Here is an 18771-nt window from a genome sequence, read left to right as displayed (position 1 = left end):
CAGAAGTATGTGAGGTGCAAAATGAATGTTGAAAATAGTGAAGATACGCGTTTTACGCAAATGAATTATTCTGCTAAAGAAGGTTTGATTGGCGAGACTGCGGTTGCAGCTTTGCATGTTGTTAAAGATTTTGGCAAGGGTGCAGGCATTGTTCACGCTCTGCGAGATGTTAGCGTTAGCTTCGAGCGCGGCAAGTTTACGGCGATTATGGGCCCTTCTGGTTCTGGAAAGTCAACTTTAATGCATTCTTTAGCTGGTCTTGACAGCGTTAATTCTGGAAAAGTTTTGGTAGATGGCCTAGATATTACAGGTATGAGCGATAAGCAGCTTACGCTTATGCGCCGAGAAATGGTTGGATTTATTTTCCAAAGTTTTAATCTTCTTCCAATGTTTAGCGCTGAGCAAAATATTCTTATGCCTCTTACTTTGGCAGGTAAAAAGCCAGATAAGCAATGGTTTAATACTTTGGTTAATACTCTTGGCTTGCAAGATCGCTTAAAGCATAGGCCTGCTGAGCTTTCTGGTGGTCAGCGACAACGCGTTGCAATTGCTAGAGCTTTAATCTCTAAGCCTTCCGTAGTTTTTGCAGACGAGCCTACTGGCAATCTCGATTCTGCTTCCAGCTTGGAAGTTTTGCATTTCTTGAAGAAGTCTGTAACGGAACTTGGTCAAACTGTGATTATGGTTACTCACGACGCTGTTGCAGCCTCTTACGCGGATCGAGCAATTGTGTTTGCAGATGGTCAAATCGTTGAAGACGTGCAAAATCCTACTGCGCAAGGCATGAGCAAGATGCTTATGGAACGCAGCGAAGCTGGTATTAATAATCAGTCTGCTCAATTGCAATAAAAGGTGGTGAAGTTAGAATGTGGAAAATCGCACTAAAACTTATGCGCAAAAGCGTACGCATGCTAATCGCCTCTGGAATTGCAATTCTTATAGGCAGCATGTTTATGAGCGCTACTTTGCTTTTTGCAAACAGCGTTGATGACTTGATGGTTCGCAACTCAACAGATGAATTCACTAGCGCAAATTATGCAATATCATTTAAGAATCCTAACAGTTCTCCTAGTAGTGAAATTCATTATAAAGACCTTCATTTAGACGAAATATCGAAGATGCCTGGTGTCAACGGTATTCGTAGTGATGATGCGACTGCGCTTGTAAGAGTAGAAAAAGGTGATAAATCAGTTACGAGTATCGCTTGGTCTAATGGTTTGTATGGAAATCTTCCTGTGTATAAATCAACAGAAGGTAGAGATCCGCAAGAAATAGGCGAAATCACGCTTATTAAAAGTATTGCTAAATCAATACATGCAAATATTGGCGATACTATAACTTTGGTTAAAGTAGATGACACTGGCGGAGATAAAGAAAAATCGTACGATGTTCGTGTGGTTGGTCTTGTAGACGATGGAGAACATTCTCAAATACCATTTTCAAATCGTGGCACATATCTTGGTGGCATAACGAACGATTTTTGTGCAAAACTCGAAAATATTAAGAATTTTGACAATCAAGTTGTGCAAAGCAAAGTGTACATGAGTATTGATGAATCTAAAATAAACGATTTATCTCCTAAGATTAACGCTTTGCTTCCAAAGCAATTTTCTCTTATGTCTAGGCACGAAGTTGGTGTAAGAGCTGTTAGAAATGTGTCTAACGGCACTAATTTTGTGACTATGTTTTTGCTATCTTTTGGTATTCTAGCGTTGCTTATTTCTTCGCTTGTTATAGCAAACACATTCCAAGTGCTGGTTGCTCAACGCAGACGCACTCTTGCGCTTTTGCGTGTAATCGGCGCACAATCGCACCAGCTTTATGCAGCAGTTTTGCTTGAAGCTGCAATACTTGGAGTTATTTCTGCGGCTGTTGGCGTGCTTTGCGCAATCGGATTTATGGGCGCAATTAGTAACGTGAATATTAATTCTGGACCGTTATCTAAGATTCCTTTGATTGTTTCGCTTCCAGCGGTTGTCTGGCCAATAGCAATTGGCACGATTGTAACAGTTCTTGCATCTATGAGTGCTGCTCGATCTGCTACAAAAGTAACGCCTATGGAAGCGCTACGACCAATGGATTTGATTAAAGATAAGCGTGCAAGCATTATTCGCACTGTTTTTGGCGTTGTGTTTATTGTTGTAGGCATTTTAGCTACGGCTTTAAGTGCTACTTCTTTAGCAAGCATGATTGCGAGGAAGTCGCCTACTGCTGGTTCTGATTCTTGGATGACTTTGCTTGGATCAATGTTTGGTTGTGCGCTTGTTTTTATTGGTATTGTTATGACAGCCATATTCTGGATGCCGTTTGCTATGAAGGCAACTGGCGCAATCATGGCGCTTTGTGGGCCCGCATCTAAGGTTGCTAACGCAAACGTGCAACGAAACCCTAGAAGAGTTGCGGCAACTGGAACGGCTTTGCTTATTGGCGTAACGCTTGTTTCAACGGTAGTAACTGGCGCAATATGTGGTAAAGCAACGCTTAAAGGTGTTGTTGATGACCGTTACAGTGTTGACATTATTATTCAAGGCAAGAATGTTGATAAATCTTTAGCTGCCGACATTTCAAAGATTAGTGGAATAAAGCATACTGAGTTGCTTCCTGCAGTTCCTATGACTTTTAAGAACGCTAAGGGCGAAACTGAGTATGCTATGGCAGCTGGAGTTGATAATGTAAATCAACTTAAAAATGTAATGCACACTGACCTTGATGGCGTTAACATAAACAAAGATTCTATACTTTTGCCTAAGTTTAATAACGAAGACGGCGAACCTTTTGAGCTTAAAAAAGGAAACCTTAATCTGCAAGCTTACGTAGAAAAGTACAGTTCTGATGAAACAGACAGTAATAATATTACGCCATTTACTGGCATGAATATAGACCCGAGTAATAACGATAAGAGCATTACTGTAAAGCAAGTTCAGTTTAAGAAGTATAGAAATGTTAATATATATTCAAGGAATACTGCTTTTGTTAGCAAATCTTACTTCAATAACTACCTTAAGCCTACAACGCATATTTTGCTCATTTCGGTAGACTCTAGCAAAGCTAATCTTGTAGATATTGTTAAAAATATTAGAAATACTACATCTAGCTATGCGGAGGTTATGGCTGGTGGAAGCGTGTTCCAGCGAGCGCAGTGGGAGAGTGCTATCGACATAATGATGATGTTGCTTGTTGGCTTAATAGCAGTAGCTGTTGTGATTGCTTTAATAGGCGTTGCAAACACATTAAGCTTGTCTGTTATTGAGCGCACTAAAGAATCTGCAACTTTGCGCGCAATAGGCATGACAAGAGGCCAGGTTAGAAGATCTCTTGCGTTGGAAGCAACGTTGATCTCCCTAACAAGCACTGTTTCTGGCCTGATTGTTGGAACAGCGTTTGGATGGATTGGATCCTACATGGTATTTAGCACAATTGGCAAAGTTCCGTTTGTAGTTGATTGGACTATTTACGCGGTTCTTGCTCTAATCGCTTTGCTTGCAGCGCTTCTTTCCAGTGTGCTTCCAGCTCGTAGAGCAGTGAAGTCTTCGCCAGTAGTTGCGCTCGCGGAGGACTAATCGCTAGAAACGCAAAATAAAATGCGGTTGCAATTTTAATCATTCAATCAAGAATTGATTAATTTGCAGCCGCATTATTTTTTATAGAAAAGATTTATTGTTTATAAGAACAGTCGCATTATTTTTTATTTTTATAAAAATGATTAAACAAGACTGTTCTCGTAAGCAAACACAACAGCTTGGACTCTGTCTCTTGCGTTGATTTTTCCCAAAATATGCGCAACATGCGTTTTAACTGTTGGCAAGCTGATAAACAGTTTATTAGCAATCTCTTGGTTAGATAGTCCGTGAGCAATCTCTACAAGAACTTCGCGCTCGCGATCTGTTAAATCATTTAAGCAAGAATCGTACGTGTTTGCGCTTTGCTCGTTTTTAGTCGCAATCTCTTCTTTTGATTTTTCTTCATCGTTAGGCTTAGAGATCATTGACTCAATTAAGCGCTTTGTAGCAGTTGGAGCAATAATTGCGTTTCCTTGATACACAGTCCGTATTGAATTAAGCAATGTTTCTGGCTCTGTATCTTTAAGCAAGAATCCCGATGCGCCCGTATGAATCGCAGCCATAACATATTCGTCTAAATCAAAAGTAGTTAAAATAATAATGCGCGTATTGGCGTTAGCATCTTCTTGCAATATTTTGCGCGTAGCTTCCAAACCGTCCATGTTAGGCATGCGCACGTCCATCAAAATAACGTCTGGATTTTCCTTTGACGCAATTTCTACAATTTCATTGCCATTTGAAGCTTGCGCAACAACTTGCATGTCTTTTTGCGAGTTGATTACCATAGTAAATCCTGCGCGCACAAGCTCCTGATCGTCTGCAATTGCGACTCGAATTACTCCATTGTTTTCCATATTTTCCATATTTTCCATACTATCAATTTATTCGTGTTTGTTTGCAAGCCTGTGTTGAATTTGTTCATCAAGCGAAGGAGCGGGGCGAACCGCAATCTCAGTTACATTTGCACCATTATTTGATGAATTAACACTTGAACCTGTTTCTCGCAAAATTCCAAGTAGTTTTCGCATGTACCTAAGTGCTGAGCGACCTTCATCTCCAATGTTTTTAAAAGCTTTACTAATTGCTTCAATTTGCTCTTGCTCTAGTTCTTGTTCTTGCTTTAGTTTTGTTGACTTTAGGTTTTCTGCATTGCTATTTGATTTTTCGTATTTATTTAGCATATCGATTCCACTGTTTGCAGCATCAATTACTTTATGCAATGTAACTGCAACTTTTTGCTGAATATTTGCGCTAATGCGCTGCCTTTCGGCATTTGCTGCAAGTACTTCTAGCTGTTTTTGCTCTTGCTCGAGTTCTGTTCTGCGTGTTTTTAGAATCAGCAAATTATTATCATCGTTTCTGCGGTAATAAGCAAATGCAATGGCAGTAAAACAAATTATTGCAACTATGAAACCAAAAACTAATCCTACGGACGCCATTTGCATAATGTCATAAAAATTGGTTGTGTACGCATTAGATGCAAAAAATCGTATTGGAGTTTCATTTTGTGGAATATTTTTTGATGCAACACCAATTTTTACAGCAAAAATAGCAGATTCGGCGAGCACTACTGCGCTAACCCATTGCCATGCGTGCTTTTTGCCATAGAGCACAGCCGCATAAACAATGGTTGGTATAAAGAAATTAGCAAATAAAATATTAGGCAAGCATATAAGTTGTATTGCAGAAAATGCTGCTGCAACAATTGCGCATGTTGTTGGAGCTTTTCTACGAAACATAAATGGAATCATAGTAGTAAGCGTAAGTATTCTATAAAGTATTTGTAATGAAAGCGAGCTTGAATACCCAGAAGTCATTCCAGTTCCAACAGTAAAATCGTAAGTTGGTATAAAAAGCATTAGAACAGTCCAAGGTGCTGCATAAATAACATCGCCAATAAGCCAATGTTGTTCAAACCATTGTGATACTTTTTCAATCCTATTTTGTGAATTATTTGCTTCTGGCAAAACTTTTGATGAGGTTTTATCGCTTGTATTTGCTGGTTTTTCTTGCGTTGATAATGGATTATTAGCTTTTACGTTTTTATAAGTAACGTTAGGAATACTATTTAGTGCAGAAGCAGTATTGTTTGATTGATCTGTGCTGTAAGAGTATGGAATAAAAGCAACAACACTAAATGTTCCATTGTTTTGTATTCCATAATCAAGTGTTCCATGAAGATTTTCAATGCGCTCTTTCATGCCAATCAAACCATAACCATTTTTATGTGGCACACCACTATTTTGCTCTTGATTAACTTCAATCTTGTGTACTTCATTTGTGATTTTTAGTGTTAAGCCTTGTTCGTTCCACTGTTCGTGAATGTTTATTTTGATGCCGTTTCCTGCATGCTTCCGAATATTAGTAAGAGATTCTTGAACAACGCGGTATGCAACGGTTTGTGCATCTTTGTTGAGTTTATTAGAAGAATTTATGCCATCAACAGTGTGCCAAAAAATATTTTTAGGAGATGCGATTTTTGCTTGCTCAATAAGCGAAGGTATGTGATTGAAATCCAATTGAGCGGATGGAGCGTCTGTTAAAGCTTCTAGCAGTCGACGCATGTCGTGAACGGCGCGCTCGGCTTCGTTTTTAATAATATGCATTGTTTTTTTAGCAAGAGAAATATCTTGTGTTGCGGCATAACGGCCACCGTCTGCTTGAACAATAATAATAGAAAGCGTGTGAGCAACAATATCGTGCATATCCCTGGCGATTCTTGCACGCTCTGCAGTAACAGCAATATGCTGAGCTTTCTTTCGGTACGCGCGAATAGCGTTATTGTTCTCTTGTAGAAGTTGAATCGTATGCACGTGAGTGCGCTGCCAGTAGCCAATAATAACCGTAATTGTAGTAATAATAATCGCAAAAATTATATTAGGAATTGCAAAATCAAGTATAATTGAAACGCAGTTTTTTATGTTACTACTATTTATATTTTTTACGCTACAAGAATAACTAGCTTTTAAATGATTGATGCCATATATTGGCCCCATTACAATATTCCACGATATTGCTGCGCAAGATAATACTGTTGTTACGTAAGCTGCAATAACAAAAGCTTTTGAATGTTCTGGATTTCCGCGAGCAATAGCATTAACAAGCAGCACAAAACCAAAGAAATCAGCAAAAAGTTGAGCTGGACCAAATATTACTTGCACAATGCATGCAACAATAAAAACAACAGCTGTGTGTTCGGGCCATAGTTTTCGTAATGAAAGTAATGATGCAACAACAATATTTATAAGATAGGTTGTAAGTAGCGAACTTTGCGTCAAGAATCCGTCAACATTGCTTATAGTATAACGATTGCTTGAAAGCATAAAAAGAATAAGCGGAATAATGCCCCACAATATATCGTTTAGCGTAAGCTCAGTGCGTAAGCGTTGTATAGCTCTGTTAAACGTGTGAGATATTTTCATAACTACTAGGCTAGTACACGGCACTTTATAGAACAATCGAACTTTAGTATGATTTATATAAGAGTGCGAGTTTGCGTATGTGATTTGTTGTTGCAATGTAGCATGCGAGTGCAGAAAGGAATGTTTACAATGGCACTGCTAGCAAAGTATTACGTACCAGGATTGTATGTAGAAGAGCGCGCAATCGATGTTCCTTTAGATTGGGAGCAAAACACTCCAGGCGATTCTATTAAAGGTGAGACGATTCGCCTATTTTGCAGGGTTATTAGCGCTCCAGAACATGCGCATGACGATTTGCCTTTGCTTGTATTTTTGCAAGGAGGCCCAGGAGGACAGTGCCCTCGTCCACTTTCGCCGTCTAGCGATGGCTGGATTCAAGAGGCAATTAAGCATTTTCGTGTTGTTCTTCCAGACCAGCGTGGCGTTGGGCGCTCTTCTAGAGTAGATGCTTCTACAGTTAAGCGCATGGCAGACGACGGCGTGAGTGTAGAGCGTCAAGCATGGTACTTAAAGCGATTCTTAGCAGATTCTATTGTTCGCGATTTTGAGCATTTGCGCTTAACTGAGTTTAACGCAAAGCCGTGGGTTTCTTTGGGTCAAAGCTATGGCGGATTCTTAACGCTTACGTATTTGTCTCTTTTCCCACAGGGCTTACTCGCAAGCTTTACAACGGGCGGTATTCCTCACGTTCCAGCTAATGCTCTAGAAGTTTACGAGCACACGTTCCCGCGTATGGCTCGTAAAACTGAGCAATTCTATGAGCGTTATCCGCAGGATGTTGCGCGCGCTGCTGCTATTGCAGATAGGATTTCTCAAGGAGATGTTTTCTTGCCTAATGGCGAAAAGCTAACCGTTGAGCGATTCCAAACTCTTGGGTCTTCTTTTGGCATGAAGCCAAGCTTTGAAAGAGTTCATTGGTTGATTGACTCTGCATTTTCGGATGGAGATGGCTCTCTTAAGGCGTTTAAGCATGGTGGTGGAACGGCAGACGGCTATTTAAGCGACGAGTTTCTTTATGGTGTTATGGACGCAACGTCTTCTAGTCCGCTATATTGGCCGCTTCAAGAGTTCATTTATGCGGATGGTGAATTAGATCATCCAATTCGTTGGGCAGCTCAGCAAGTTCGAGAAACAATGCCAGAGTTTGCTGGCAGCGCGCGTCCGCTTTTGTTTACTGGTGAAGCTGTGTTCCCGTGGATGTTTGATCAGCAAAAGGCATTGCAGCCGTTCTTGCCAGCGGTTGATTGCATGATGAGTGATATGCAATTTGGCAAGATTTACGATTTAGATCAGCTTGCAAATAACGAAGTTCCTTTGCAAGCAGCGGTTTACTTCGACGACTTGTATGTTGATTCTGGTCTTCAGTTAGACACTTTGTCTCACATTTCTAACTCTCATTATTGGACAACTAACGAGTTTGAGCACGATGGTGTTCATGGCGACTTTGTGTTCCGTCATTTGTTAGAAGAGGCAAAGAATCGTGGAGATTTGGAGTCTATTTATAAGTGATATAAGTGATAAGTAATATAAGCGATAAGTAACTTTGATTAAAGTACCTAACAAATGATTAGATATACAAGTTATATGTACAAATGATTAGATACTTAATAAAAAGTTAGTGTTTATTTATTAAGGGGATTTGTTAATGAGTTCTAACTCAATTGGAACCGTTGGATTTATTGGCTTTGGAAACATGGCTCAAGCAATTGCTCAAGGCTTGATTCGCGCTAATGTTTTGCAAGGCAAAGATATGGTTGCAAGCGCTGCGCACTTTGAAAAACTTGTTAGTAATACAAGCAAATTTGGCGTAAAAGCGTTAAAAAGCGTGCGAGAGGTATGCGATTCTAGCAATGTTTTAATTTTGGCTGTAAAACCAAATCAGATTGAAGAAGTTTTGCAACCTATTGCAAAAACTATTGTGGAGCAAAAAATCGCTGTTATTTCTGTTGCAGCAGGCTGGAGTCTTAAGCGTTACCAGAATTTACTTGGCAAAGATGCTAACGTGCAATGCATTATTCCAAACACGCCAATCGCAGTTTGCCAAGGAGTTACTTTAGCCGAAAGCGAAAATACGCTAACAGATAGTCAACTAGAAGCTTTTAACGCTATTTTTAATCCGATTTCTTTAGTTGAGCGAGTAGATAGCGAGCATATGAATATTGCAATGTGCGTTTCTAGTTGCGCTCCGGCTTTTACTGCTATGTACATGGAAGCTTTAGCGGATGCTGGCGTAAAGTATGGTCTAAAGCGAGATTGCGCATATCGTTTGGCTGCAAAGATGATTGAAGGGGTAGGCGCGTTGTATATGGATACGCGTGTTCACCCAGGCGCTATGAAAGACGCAGTATGCTCTCCTGGTGGCACTACGATTCGAGGTGTTGCAAAGCTAGAATCGTGTGGTTTTAGGGGAGATGTTATTAGCGCGGTTGATGCAATTCAACAAAAATAAAACAATACGAGTATAGTGGTGTAGTCACTTCCGCTAGCTGGTCTAAAGTAGGTAATATGTCTTTAACTATTGGAATCGTAGGTTTGCCTAACGTTGGTAAATCAACTATGTTTAATGCGCTAACACGAAACAACGTTTTAGCGGAAAATTATCCATTTGCAACAATCGAGCCAAACACTGGTATTGTGCCTTTGCCAGACAAACGTTTGCCTGTTTTAGCAAAGCTTGTTAACACAGAAAAAATAGTTCCAGCAACAGTTACATTTGTTGATATTGCAGGAATTGTTAAGGGTGCTAGCGAGGGAGAAGGCTTGGGAAACAAGTTCCTTGCTAATATTCGCGAAGCGGATGCCATTTGCGAAGTTGTTCGTGCGTTTAACGATGATGACATTGTGCACGTTAATGGCAAGGTAGATCCTGCAGACGATATTGACACAATCAACACGGAGCTTATTCTTGCAGATTTGCAGACCATTGAGAACGCTTTGCCAAAGTTAGAAAAAGATTTGCGTGGCAAAAAAGTTACTCAAGAATACGTTGGCGCAGTGAACAAAGCTAAAGAAATTCTTGAATCTGGCAAGACAATTGATCAGGCTCATAATGAGAAGTTGATTAATAAAGACGACGTTTACGATTTACACTTGCTTACTGCTAAGCCTTTTATTTATGTGTTTAACGTTGACGATTCGGAGCTTTCGGATGATTCTTTGAAGTCTAAGCTAGCAGCATCTGTGGCTCCTGCAAAGGCGATTTTCCTTAACGCACAATTTGAGTCGGAGCTTACTGAGCTTGATGAGGCGGATGCTAGAGAGATGCTTGCAGATGCTGGTTTAGCAGAATCTGGATTGGATCAGCTTGCGCGAGTGGGCTTTGATATTCTAGGTCTTCAAACCTATTTGACGGCTGGCGTTAAAGAAGTTCGCGCATGGCAGATTCATAAGGGTTGGACGGCTCCGCAAGCTGCAGGCGTTATTCACACGGATTTTGAGCGTGGATTTATTAAAGCCGAAGTTGTTTCTTACAATGATTTTGTTGAAGCTCAAGGCTCTATGGCAAAAATCAAGGAGGAAGGAAAGCTTCGCCTTGAAGGCCGCGATTACGTTATGCAAGATGGAGACATTGTTGAATTTAAATTCAATGTGTGATTAGTTAGACAATAATCATATAAATAATCAAATAACGTGTAATTTGGCGCTGCTCAGGCACTATACTGTAGTATTGAAGTGGCGCCTTTTTATTTTGTTTACTTATGGAGATTTTATGAATATATTTTATGCTTTAAAAAGCGTTTTAAAGTCGCTTATTGCGCGATTTGTGAAATATATTATTAGCTTAAAATCTCCAAAAAATCGCAGAATTTTCTACAAGCGTGCGCTCGCTGTTCTAATTGTTTTAGTCTTCTTTGGTTTTGTTGGATTGCAAGTATCGCATGTTGTTCAAGAAGCAAATAAGCGTATTTTTGTAAATATTAGAAAGCAATATTTTAAGTCAGATAAGCTTGATTCCACTTTAAATGGTGTAAAGAGTGGGAAAAACAATAATGTTGGCGCAAAGTTTAAAGCAAAAAAGACGCCATTAAAGTCTATAGATAAGTCAAAAGATAACTCCAATGCGAAAAATCAGAATGCAAATGCAATTGATTTTTCTAATCTATGGAAGATTTCTACAGGCGGAGCCTACCCACAAATAGCTGGAGTTGATGCAAGCAATTTACGCATAAACGTTGATATTGCAAAGCAACGCGTTTATTTTTACAAAAATAACAATCTTATATACACAATGATTGTTAGCTCTGGAATAAATAATTCCACACCTAAGGGTGATTTTAAAATAAGGCACAGGGGATATCACTTTTACAATAGCAGCGAAGGAATGGGCGGAGACTACTGGGTTGGTTTTATAGGCGCAAAGTACTTGTTCCATTCTGTTCCAACTCGCGTTAATTTTGGCGATTATATTGTAGAAGAGGCGCAAAAACTTGGGGTTCCTGCATCGCACGGGTGCGTTCGACTAAGCGTTCCAGATGCAAATTGGGTTTACTCGAATATTCCAGACGGAACACCAGTACACATTGAATAATAGTGGAGTAATTTTGGAATAATCGTGGAATAATCGGTTAAGCTTTATACAAAATAAAAAACAATAAAAACAATAAAAAATAAGAGGATTCCGCAAATGAGAATCCTCTTATTTGTTTTGATTAGCTAAATTGTTTAGCTTAATCGTTTTGTTAGAAGAACAAAACGCTAGCTGCGCAAGCCAAGGCTGTTAGAACTATAGAAGCCAAGAAGCTTGCTAAGAATGCTGCTTTTCCCTGCTTAAATATAACTCTAAAGTTTACGTTGATTCCAAGAGCAGCCATAGCCATTCCAAGGAACACGTATCCTGCGTCTACAAGTAGAGATGCGTAAGACGAAACAAAAGGCACGTAGGTTCCAATAACAGATGCTGCAATAAAGCCAAGCATAAACCATGGGAAGTTAATCTTGCGCTTTCCGTTATCTTCTACTTGGCTGTGACGTGCATTCCACCAAATTGCAATAAAGATTGATGTAGGAACAAGCATAAGAACTCGAGTAAGCTTCATGATTGTTGCAACGTCAATGCTTCCAAAAGCTCCGCCAGCTGCAACAGCGTGTGCAATTTCGTGGAGAGAGGCTCCAGATGCAATTCCAAGCTGCTGTTTAGTCATTCCAAAATGAGGAAGAATAAAGATTTCTGCCAAAGCGTAGATTGTGCCCATTATTGCAACGGTTGCAACAGCCATAACCTCGTTTTGTTCTTTTTCATCTTCTTCTTGCGGAAGCACTGGCATAGATCCCGAAAGGCCCATAACAGCTGCAGCTCCGCAAATGCTTGTGCCTCCTGCGGTTAGCATTGCAAGTTGTGGGCTAACCTTAAGGAATTTTGCAATGTTGTATGTAATGCATACCATAACGGCAACTAGAACGGCTGCAATAGGTAAGCACTTTAATCCTTGAGTAAATAGAACGTGCAAATTTAGCTTAAAGCCAAGCAAAATAATGCCAAGTCTAAGTAGTTTATTTGCGATTAAGCCAGCAGATGCTTTAACGCCTGCTCGTCTGGAATCATTGTTCAGTTTGTATACGTGTAAAGGCAGCTGCAGAGCCATGCCAATAAGCAACGCAATAATAAGAGCTCCCAAAAGGCTTAGGCCTGGGAACTGCTTGAGCCAGCTGCCAATTAAGGAAGCTAGAAGTGTAAGCACAGCTATAAGAGCCATGTTTGTGGTGCAGATTTTCTTTTTCCATGTATCAAAGAAATTAACCATTTAGCCAATTATTCTCCCATAATCGGACAAAAATTAACAAAAATTCAAAGATATTACACATTTTCTAGCATTTTGTTGCTATGGCAATCGACACACCTATATTAAAAATCACAGAATAAAACATATTTGATAAAAACATATCGTAGTTTTGTATTAGTCCCATTTAGATTGCGCTTAATTAAATCTTGTTGAAAAAAATCATAATTGTGTAATTATTGTATGTAGTTAAAGAGGTAATTATGTGCAATATTAATATTCAAATTAAACGCGTTTATGAATCATTTGATGAACATGATGGCTTTCGAGTATTAGTAGATAGATTGTGGCCTAGAGGCATAAGTAAAGAAAAGGCAAATCTTGATTTGTGGTGTAAAGATATTGCTCCATCAAGTGATCTGCGAAAATGGTTTGGGCATAAGTCTGAGCGTTTCGAAGAATTTGCCAATCGTTATATTGAAGAGTTGGACGAGAATCAAGATTGTGTAAACCAAATCGTAGATATATGTAGAAAAAATAAAAAAGTAACGTTTTTATATGGAGCGAAAGATCCGCGTGTAAATCATGCAATTGTATTAAAAGATTACATTCAAAATGTTTTGCAGAATTAAGATTGTAATAAGCGAATCTAATATATAAGCAAAAGTTTATGTTTATAAACTTTTATGAGTAACGATTAGTGCTGTTTGTTGTGTTTTCGACACACCGATTTTCCTTGATATTTCAATAAAAATAATTTATAAATTTGTTATTTTTAAAATTGTCTCGACACTTTGTGATTAGTACATTAGAATGACCACTTGGCTAGGGGCGGCGGTTGGTATAGCCTCTGCAAAAGCTGCCAAACCTGCGCACAAGTAGTGCTTGTTTTTTTTTTAAGCTGGCGCTCGTTTTGGTGGTTGTTTTTTCAATCACAACATACATATGAACTTGTTTTACACAAGGAGAAAACAATGAAATCGTTGTTTACATGGCAGCTTCATGGCGATGGAAAAACTTTGAAGCCTGGGGAAGTAGTAGAGCCAGACGAGCGTTTAACCTGGACTCGTACTGCTGGTATTGGTGCTCAGCATGTTATTGCTATGTTTGGCGCAACATTCTTAGTGCCAATTCTTACAGGATTTGATCCGTCGACCACTTTAATGTTCACGGCTCTTTCCACAGCATTGTTCTTACTGATTAACGCAAATAAGCTTCCTAGTTATTTAGGAAGCTCTTTTGGTCTTATAGCACCTGTTATGGCTGTAACCGCTGCGCATAAGGGCATTGCTGTAGCAAGCTTTGGCATTATGTGCACAGGTATTCTTCTTGCGCTAATTGGTGTGCTTGTGCATTTTGCTGGAGCAAAGTGGATTGACGTTATTATGCCTCCTGTTGTTAACGGTGCAATCGTTGCAATCATTGGCTTTAACTTGGGTCCAGCTGTTTGGGGCAACTTCCAAAAGGCTCCAGATACCGCTTTGGTTACTTTGATTGCGGTTATGCTTATTGCAGTAGTCTTCCGTGGTCTTCTTGGAAGATTGAACATTTTGCTTGGCGTTCTTGTTGGCTACGCTTATGCATGCTTCCAGGGTCAAGTTGACTTTAGCAAGATTGAGCAGGCAGCTTGGATTGGTTTCCCTAAGTTCCACACTCCGCAAGTTGACTTCTCTGTTTTGCTTATGTTCTTGCCAGTGGTTCTTGTTCTTATTGCAGAAAATGTTGGTCACGTTAAGTCTGTAGCTCAGATGACTGGCCGCGACTACGATTCCAAGATTGGTACGGCTTTGTTTGCAGACGGCTTGGGCACTGCAATCGCTGGCTGCTTTGGTGGTTGCGGTACTACAACCTATGGCGAAAACATTGGCGTTATGGCTGCAACAAAAGTGTATTCTACCGCTGCCTACTGGTGCGCTGCATTCTTTGCATTCGTATTAAGCCTTTGCCCAAAGTTTGGTGCAATTGTAAACTCCATTCCAGCAGGCGTTTTGGGCGGTGTAACCACTTTGCTTTACGGCATGATTGGCATGATTGGCGTGCGCATTTGGGTAGAAAACAAGGTGAACTTCGATAAGCCAGTTAACATTATGATTGCTGCAATCGTTATGATTATTGGTATTGCTAACTTCCAGTTTGCTGTTTCTGGAATTCAGTTCAACGGTATTGCAATCGGCACTGTTGTTGTGTTGGTTGTTTACCACGTAATGAAGGCAATCGGAAAGCTTACTGGAACAATCGCTAAAGACGATCCAGATGTTGCTTAGCTTAAATGCTTTAATCTGATTTAATCTAATCAAATTAGGCGCGTTCGCTACTTTTGCGAGCGCGCTTTTTTGTAATTATTTTTGATTACACAGCAAACACAACAAGTAGATTGGGAATAATTAGTATAGTATTATTAACCTTATGTTGAAAGTCATTATAGAAATACTCATTGGCGTTGCATGGGCGGCTTTTGGCGCTTATATGGCTAAAAAACCTAAAAACACTAAAGTGCATAAGCGTTCCGATTATTCAAGCGATGGAAAGAAAAAGAGCAATCAAAATAATGATTTTGCCGATACTTCTGCAGATGATTCTATTGACCAAGATGTAGTTGTAGAAAGCATTGATGAAGATAATAGCAATGCAAATGTTGTTGCTAAAGATGAGTCTAAAGATGAGTCTAATAGTGAAAACAAAGATAAGACTTCTTCAAAGTTTGCAAAAAAAATAAAAGATTTGGCAGACTATTATAGTGACGATGATGACCTTGGTGACCTCTTTAGCGATATATTAGAAGCTAAGAAAAAACTAGAAAACAAAGACGATTTGCCAAAAAATAGCGATACTAGCAAAGATAGTGAAAGCGATACTAGCAATATCAGTAATAACGCTAAAGGCAATAAAAGCGATAGAAAAAACTCAAATAGTAAGGAGAATAATCACTATATGAGAATAGATTTTGATGTAAATAAATTTGTTGGAAAATCAAGAAAATGGCGTTGGATTTTTGCTGCAATCGTAGTAGCAATAGCTTTTGTATGCGCAATTGTTTTTGGCCTTGCAAAGTTTATAACCGATTGCATGTGGTATGCGCAACTTGGATTCGAAAGCGTAATCTGGATCCAACTAGCCGCTAAAATCGGCGTTTGGGCTTTGTATGCTCTGCTTATGGCTGCGTTTGGCTATTTATCTGCATTTATTGCGATTAAAAAACGCCCTGGAAGCGAAGACGGTGTGTATGTTAAAGAAAGCGGTAATGTTTTAAACACTAAAAAGGGAATAAGCTCTAAGCTCGCAATGCATGTTGCGGGAGTTGTGTCTTTGATTGTAGGCGCTGTGTTTGGAATGCAATTCTACAGTCATTGGGTGCAGATTCTTCTTATGTTTAATTACCAGCCATTTGGTATTAAAGATCCTCAATTTGGATTTGATAACGGCTTCTATGTGTTTGTGTTGCCAGGATTAAGACTTTTTATTAGAGCGTTTATTGTTCTTCTTGCTGTTTCTTTACTGTTTAGCGTTATAACAAATGTTTTGATGGGAGCTGTAAGAATTACGCTACCTATAGGCGGCAAGGGTATTTTTAACATAACAAAAAGCGCAAGGCGTCAAATTTCCGCATGGTTTATGCTCGTTATTATTTTCTGGTCTATTTTGCAAATCTTAGATGTGTTTGCGGTTGTAAACCTAGATGGAAGTAGGATTACAGGCGGATTGTACACAGATATGAATGCAGGTGTTCCTTCTAGCATTGCAATGGCAGTAATCACACTTATAGTTGGTGTAGTTATAACAGCGTGGTTGCTAAAATCTCATGCTCTTAATGGAAGTGTAAAAATTGGCACACGATTTGCTGTAGCTGTTAAAGCTTGGCGCACGCCTGTTATAGCTGTTGCGTCTCTTGTTGTATGCGCAATGGTGTTGTCTTTAGCTTGGCCTGCTCTTTTACAACGCTTTAAGGTGGCGCCTAACGCCCAGGAATTAGAAGCCACTTATATTCAGCGAAATATAGATGCAACTAAGTTTGCGTATGGCTTAAATAATGTTAAAAAAGAATCGTATAACGCTACTTCTAAAGGAAAGTCGGGAGCGCTAGCAAAAGAAGCGGAGTCTACTGCACAAATCAGGCTTTTAGACCCTCAAGTTACTTCTCCAACTTTCCGACAATTGCAGCAATCTAAGCAATACTACACTTTTGCAGATACGCTTTCTGTAGATAAGTACGATATTGACGGCGTGAGCCAAGACACGGTTATTGCTGCAAGAGAGCTTGATTTAGCTGGAAACGATAATCGAAACTGGGTTAACGACCACACTGTTTACACGCACGGATATGGCATTGTTGCGGCCTATGGCAATAAGGTTACTGCAGACGGCCAGCCGCAATTTATGGAGTATGGAATTCCAACTCAAGGAAAGCTTACAAAGTTAAAGAAGTATGAGCCGCGCATCTACTTCTCTCCAAACGCTCCAAAGTATTCGATTGTTGGGTCTAAAGAAGGCACTGCTCCTTGGGAGTTTGATTATCCAACTGGATCAAATGGTGCTTTAACAACGTTTAAGGGAAATGGCGGACCAAGCGTTGGCAACTTCTTCTCTAAGTTGCTACATGCTATTCGTTTTGAATCCGATCAAATCTTATTCTCGGATAGAGTTACCGCAAATTCCCAGATTTTGTATGATCGCGACCCTAAGACTCGCGTTTCTAAAGTGGCTCCATATTTGACTTTAGACGGGCGCGTTTACCCAGCAGTTGTGGACGGACGAGTTAAGTGGATTGTTGACGGATACACAACGTCCGACTCCTACCCGTATTCGCAGATGACTGATTTTGGAAAAGTAACTCAGGATTCTACAACAACAACATCTCATTCGATTAAGGGTTTGACTAATCAGCGTGCAAATTACATTCGTAATTCCGTTAAAGCAACGGTTGATGCTTATGACGGCTCTGTTGATTTGTATGTGTGGGATAAAAAGGACCCTGTGATTAAAGCTTGGAGATCAATATTCCCAGGGCACTATCACGATATTTCTAAGATTTCTGGCGATTTGATGAGTCATATTAGATACCCAGAAAGCTTGTTTAAGGTACAAAGGCATTTGCTTGCAAAGTACCATGTTGATAGTGCAAGTCAGTTCTTCTCGGGAGAAGACTTCTGGCAGACTCCAGTAGATCCTACAGAATCTCAAAGTCTTCAGCGAGAAGACATTTTGCAACCTCCATATTATTTGACTTTGCAAACCCGAGGGGCAAATAAGCCAGTGTTCTCGCTTGTTTCTACATACATTCCTGCTGGAAAGATTACTCGAGAAATCCTAACTGGATTCTTGTCGGTAGATTCCGATGCTGGAAATGTTGCTGGAAAAGTCAGTGAGAATTACGGCAAGCTAATTCTTCAAGAATTGCCTAAGGTCTCCAATGTTCCAGGCCCTGGCCAGGCTCAAAACAACTTTAACGCTAATGCAAATGTTTCTAAAGAGTTGAATTTGCTTGAATCTGGATCAACTAAGGTTAAGCGAGGAAACTTGCTTACATTGCCACTTGGCGGTGGATTAGTTTACGTAGAGCCAGTTTACGTTCAGTCTAGCGGATCTACGAGCTACCCATTACTTAAGAAGGTGCTTGTTGCTTTTGGAGATCAAGTTGGATTTGCAGACACTTTGGATGAAGCATTAAACCAAGTGTTTGGAGGAAACTCTGGCGCAAACGCTGGCGACGCTTCCAATAATTCTGGCGCAAACAGTATTGCTTCTAATCCTAAGCAAAAAGATTCGAGTAAGACTAGCGAAAATGGCAATAAAAATGCTAATGCTAAATCTGATTTTAGTGCAAAAGCAAAAATGGCTCTTAAGCGAGCAGCTCAAGCACTAAAAGATTCGGATGCTGCAATGAAATCTGGAGATTGGCAAGCGTATGGCAAAGCTCAAAAAGAGCTAAGCGATGCGATTAGTGATGCTATTAAAGAAGACTCTGGAAAGTAAAAGCAAAAGTCAAAGAAGCACCTAAAGGCAGCTTTGGATTAATAAACATAATGCCGAGCATAGTTTAGATTATGTTCGGCATTATGTTATGTGTTGGCTTTA

At 39.8% G+C, this 18771-nt stretch carries 12 protein-coding genes; 9 read left to right on the top strand and 3 right to left on the bottom strand.

Annotation, left to right across the window (positions count from 1 at the left end):
- Nucleotides 1-21: 21 nt before the first annotated feature.
- Both QP420_RS02455 and QP420_RS02450 read left to right on the top strand, forming a co-directional pair.
- On the top strand, nucleotides 22-849 hold the full coding sequence (locus QP420_RS02455; protein WP_481616446.1) for an ABC transporter ATP-binding protein: 828 nt from the start codon (nucleotides 22-24) through the stop codon (nucleotides 847-849).
- Between the two features lie 17 nt (nucleotides 850-866).
- Entirely contained in the window at nucleotides 867-3560 is a 2694-nt protein-coding gene (locus QP420_RS02450; protein ID WP_481616445.1) for an ABC transporter permease, read from the top strand.
- A 143-nt stretch (nucleotides 3561-3703) separates the two neighbouring features.
- Here the strand turns inward: QP420_RS02450 and QP420_RS02445 are convergent, their stop codons facing one another.
- Both QP420_RS02445 and QP420_RS02440 read right to left on the bottom strand, forming a co-directional pair.
- Complete coding sequence (locus QP420_RS02445) at nucleotides 3704-4423, bottom strand: response regulator (protein ID WP_060786527.1); 720 nt, start codon at nucleotides 4421-4423, stop codon at nucleotides 3704-3706.
- A gap of 18 nt (nucleotides 4424-4441) precedes the next feature.
- On the bottom strand, nucleotides 4442-6982 hold the full coding sequence (locus QP420_RS02440; protein WP_481616444.1) for a sensor histidine kinase: 2541 nt from the start codon (nucleotides 6980-6982) through the stop codon (nucleotides 4442-4444).
- 129 nt (nucleotides 6983-7111) lie between these two features.
- Here QP420_RS02440 and QP420_RS02435 point away from each other — a divergent pair, with 129 nt between their 5' ends.
- The 4 genes from QP420_RS02435 (at nucleotide 7112) to QP420_RS02420 (ending at nucleotide 11510) form a co-directional block, all read left to right on the top strand.
- The gene (locus tag QP420_RS02435; protein ID WP_464404883.1) at nucleotides 7112-8491 is read left to right on the top strand and encodes an alpha/beta fold hydrolase; all 1380 of its coding nucleotides are present in this window, start codon (nucleotides 7112-7114) and stop codon (nucleotides 8489-8491) included.
- A gap of 136 nt (nucleotides 8492-8627) precedes the next feature.
- A complete protein-coding gene (gene proC / locus QP420_RS02430) occupies nucleotides 8628-9431 on the top strand; it encodes a pyrroline-5-carboxylate reductase (RefSeq protein ID WP_060786530.1) in 804 nt (267 codons plus the stop codon).
- A gap of 56 nt (nucleotides 9432-9487) precedes the next feature.
- Nucleotides 9488-10576 carry a redox-regulated ATPase YchF gene (ychF, locus tag QP420_RS02425; protein WP_060786531.1) on the top strand — a complete coding sequence of 363 codons (1089 nt, stop codon included), beginning with the start codon at nucleotides 9488-9490 and terminating at the stop codon, nucleotides 10574-10576.
- 115 nt (nucleotides 10577-10691) lie between these two features.
- Nucleotides 10692-11510, top strand: a complete 819-nt coding sequence (locus QP420_RS02420; protein WP_481616443.1) for a L,D-transpeptidase — start codon at nucleotides 10692-10694, stop codon at nucleotides 11508-11510.
- A 151-nt stretch (nucleotides 11511-11661) separates the two neighbouring features.
- Here the strand turns inward: QP420_RS02420 and QP420_RS02415 are convergent, their stop codons facing one another.
- Entirely contained in the window at nucleotides 11662-12723 is a 1062-nt protein-coding gene (locus QP420_RS02415) for a YeiH family protein (protein WP_060786533.1), read from the bottom strand.
- Nucleotides 12724-12962: 239 nt separating this feature from the next.
- Between QP420_RS02415 and QP420_RS02410 the strand changes: the two genes are divergently transcribed.
- From QP420_RS02410 to QP420_RS02400, 3 genes are all read left to right on the top strand, one after another.
- On the top strand, nucleotides 12963-13331 hold the full coding sequence (locus QP420_RS02410; protein ID WP_481616442.1) for a DUF488 domain-containing protein: 369 nt from the start codon (nucleotides 12963-12965) through the stop codon (nucleotides 13329-13331).
- A 342-nt stretch (nucleotides 13332-13673) separates the two neighbouring features.
- Nucleotides 13674-14963: a uracil-xanthine permease family protein gene (locus tag QP420_RS02405; RefSeq protein WP_060786535.1), complete on the top strand. Its 1290-nt coding sequence runs from the start codon at nucleotides 13674-13676 to the stop codon at nucleotides 14961-14963.
- A 142-nt stretch (nucleotides 14964-15105) separates the two neighbouring features.
- Nucleotides 15106-18669, top strand: coding sequence for a UPF0182 family membrane protein (locus QP420_RS02400; RefSeq protein ID WP_481616441.1), 3564 nt, complete (start codon nucleotides 15106-15108; stop codon nucleotides 18667-18669).
- The last annotated feature ends 102 nt before the right edge of the window (nucleotides 18670-18771 follow it).

Origin of the sequence: Bifidobacterium sp. UMB1197 (assembly GCF_030217745.1) — a bacterium.
In the GTDB taxonomy this organism is placed as follows: Bacteria; Actinomycetota; Actinomycetes; order Actinomycetales; family Bifidobacteriaceae; genus Bifidobacterium; species Bifidobacterium vaginale_B.
Note: the sequence above shows the minus strand (reverse complement) of the source record. Positions and strands in the feature narration are given on the sequence as shown.

What these genes read in the sequence shown, in the direction of transcription:
- QP420_RS02400 (WP_481616441.1), top strand. Translation starts at nt 15,106, where the DNA reads ATGTTGAAAGTCATTATAGAAATACTCATTGGCGTTGCATGGGCGGCT.
- QP420_RS02435 (WP_464404883.1), top strand. Translation starts at nt 7,112, where the DNA reads ATGGCACTGCTAGCAAAGTATTACGTACCAGGATTGTATGTAGAAGAG.
- QP420_RS02415 (WP_060786533.1), bottom strand. Translation starts at nt 12,723, where the DNA reads ATGGTTAATTTCTTTGATACATGGAAAAAGAAAATCTGCACCACAAAC.
- QP420_RS02455 (WP_481616446.1), top strand. Translation starts at nt 22, where the DNA reads ATGAATGTTGAAAATAGTGAAGATACGCGTTTTACGCAAATGAATTAT.
- proC (WP_060786530.1), top strand. Translation starts at nt 8,628, where the DNA reads ATGAGTTCTAACTCAATTGGAACCGTTGGATTTATTGGCTTTGGAAAC.
- QP420_RS02440 (WP_481616444.1), bottom strand. Translation starts at nt 6,982, where the DNA reads ATGAAAATATCTCACACGTTTAACAGAGCTATACAACGCTTACGCACT.
- QP420_RS02445 (WP_060786527.1), bottom strand. Translation starts at nt 4,423, where the DNA reads ATGGAAAATATGGAAAACAATGGAGTAATTCGAGTCGCAATTGCAGAC.
- QP420_RS02420 (WP_481616443.1), top strand. Translation starts at nt 10,692, where the DNA reads ATGAATATATTTTATGCTTTAAAAAGCGTTTTAAAGTCGCTTATTGCG.
- QP420_RS02410 (WP_481616442.1), top strand. Translation starts at nt 12,963, where the DNA reads ATGTGCAATATTAATATTCAAATTAAACGCGTTTATGAATCATTTGAT.
- QP420_RS02450 (WP_481616445.1), top strand. Translation starts at nt 867, where the DNA reads ATGTGGAAAATCGCACTAAAACTTATGCGCAAAAGCGTACGCATGCTA.
- QP420_RS02405 (WP_060786535.1), top strand. Translation starts at nt 13,674, where the DNA reads ATGAAATCGTTGTTTACATGGCAGCTTCATGGCGATGGAAAAACTTTG.
- ychF (WP_060786531.1), top strand. Translation starts at nt 9,488, where the DNA reads ATGTCTTTAACTATTGGAATCGTAGGTTTGCCTAACGTTGGTAAATCA.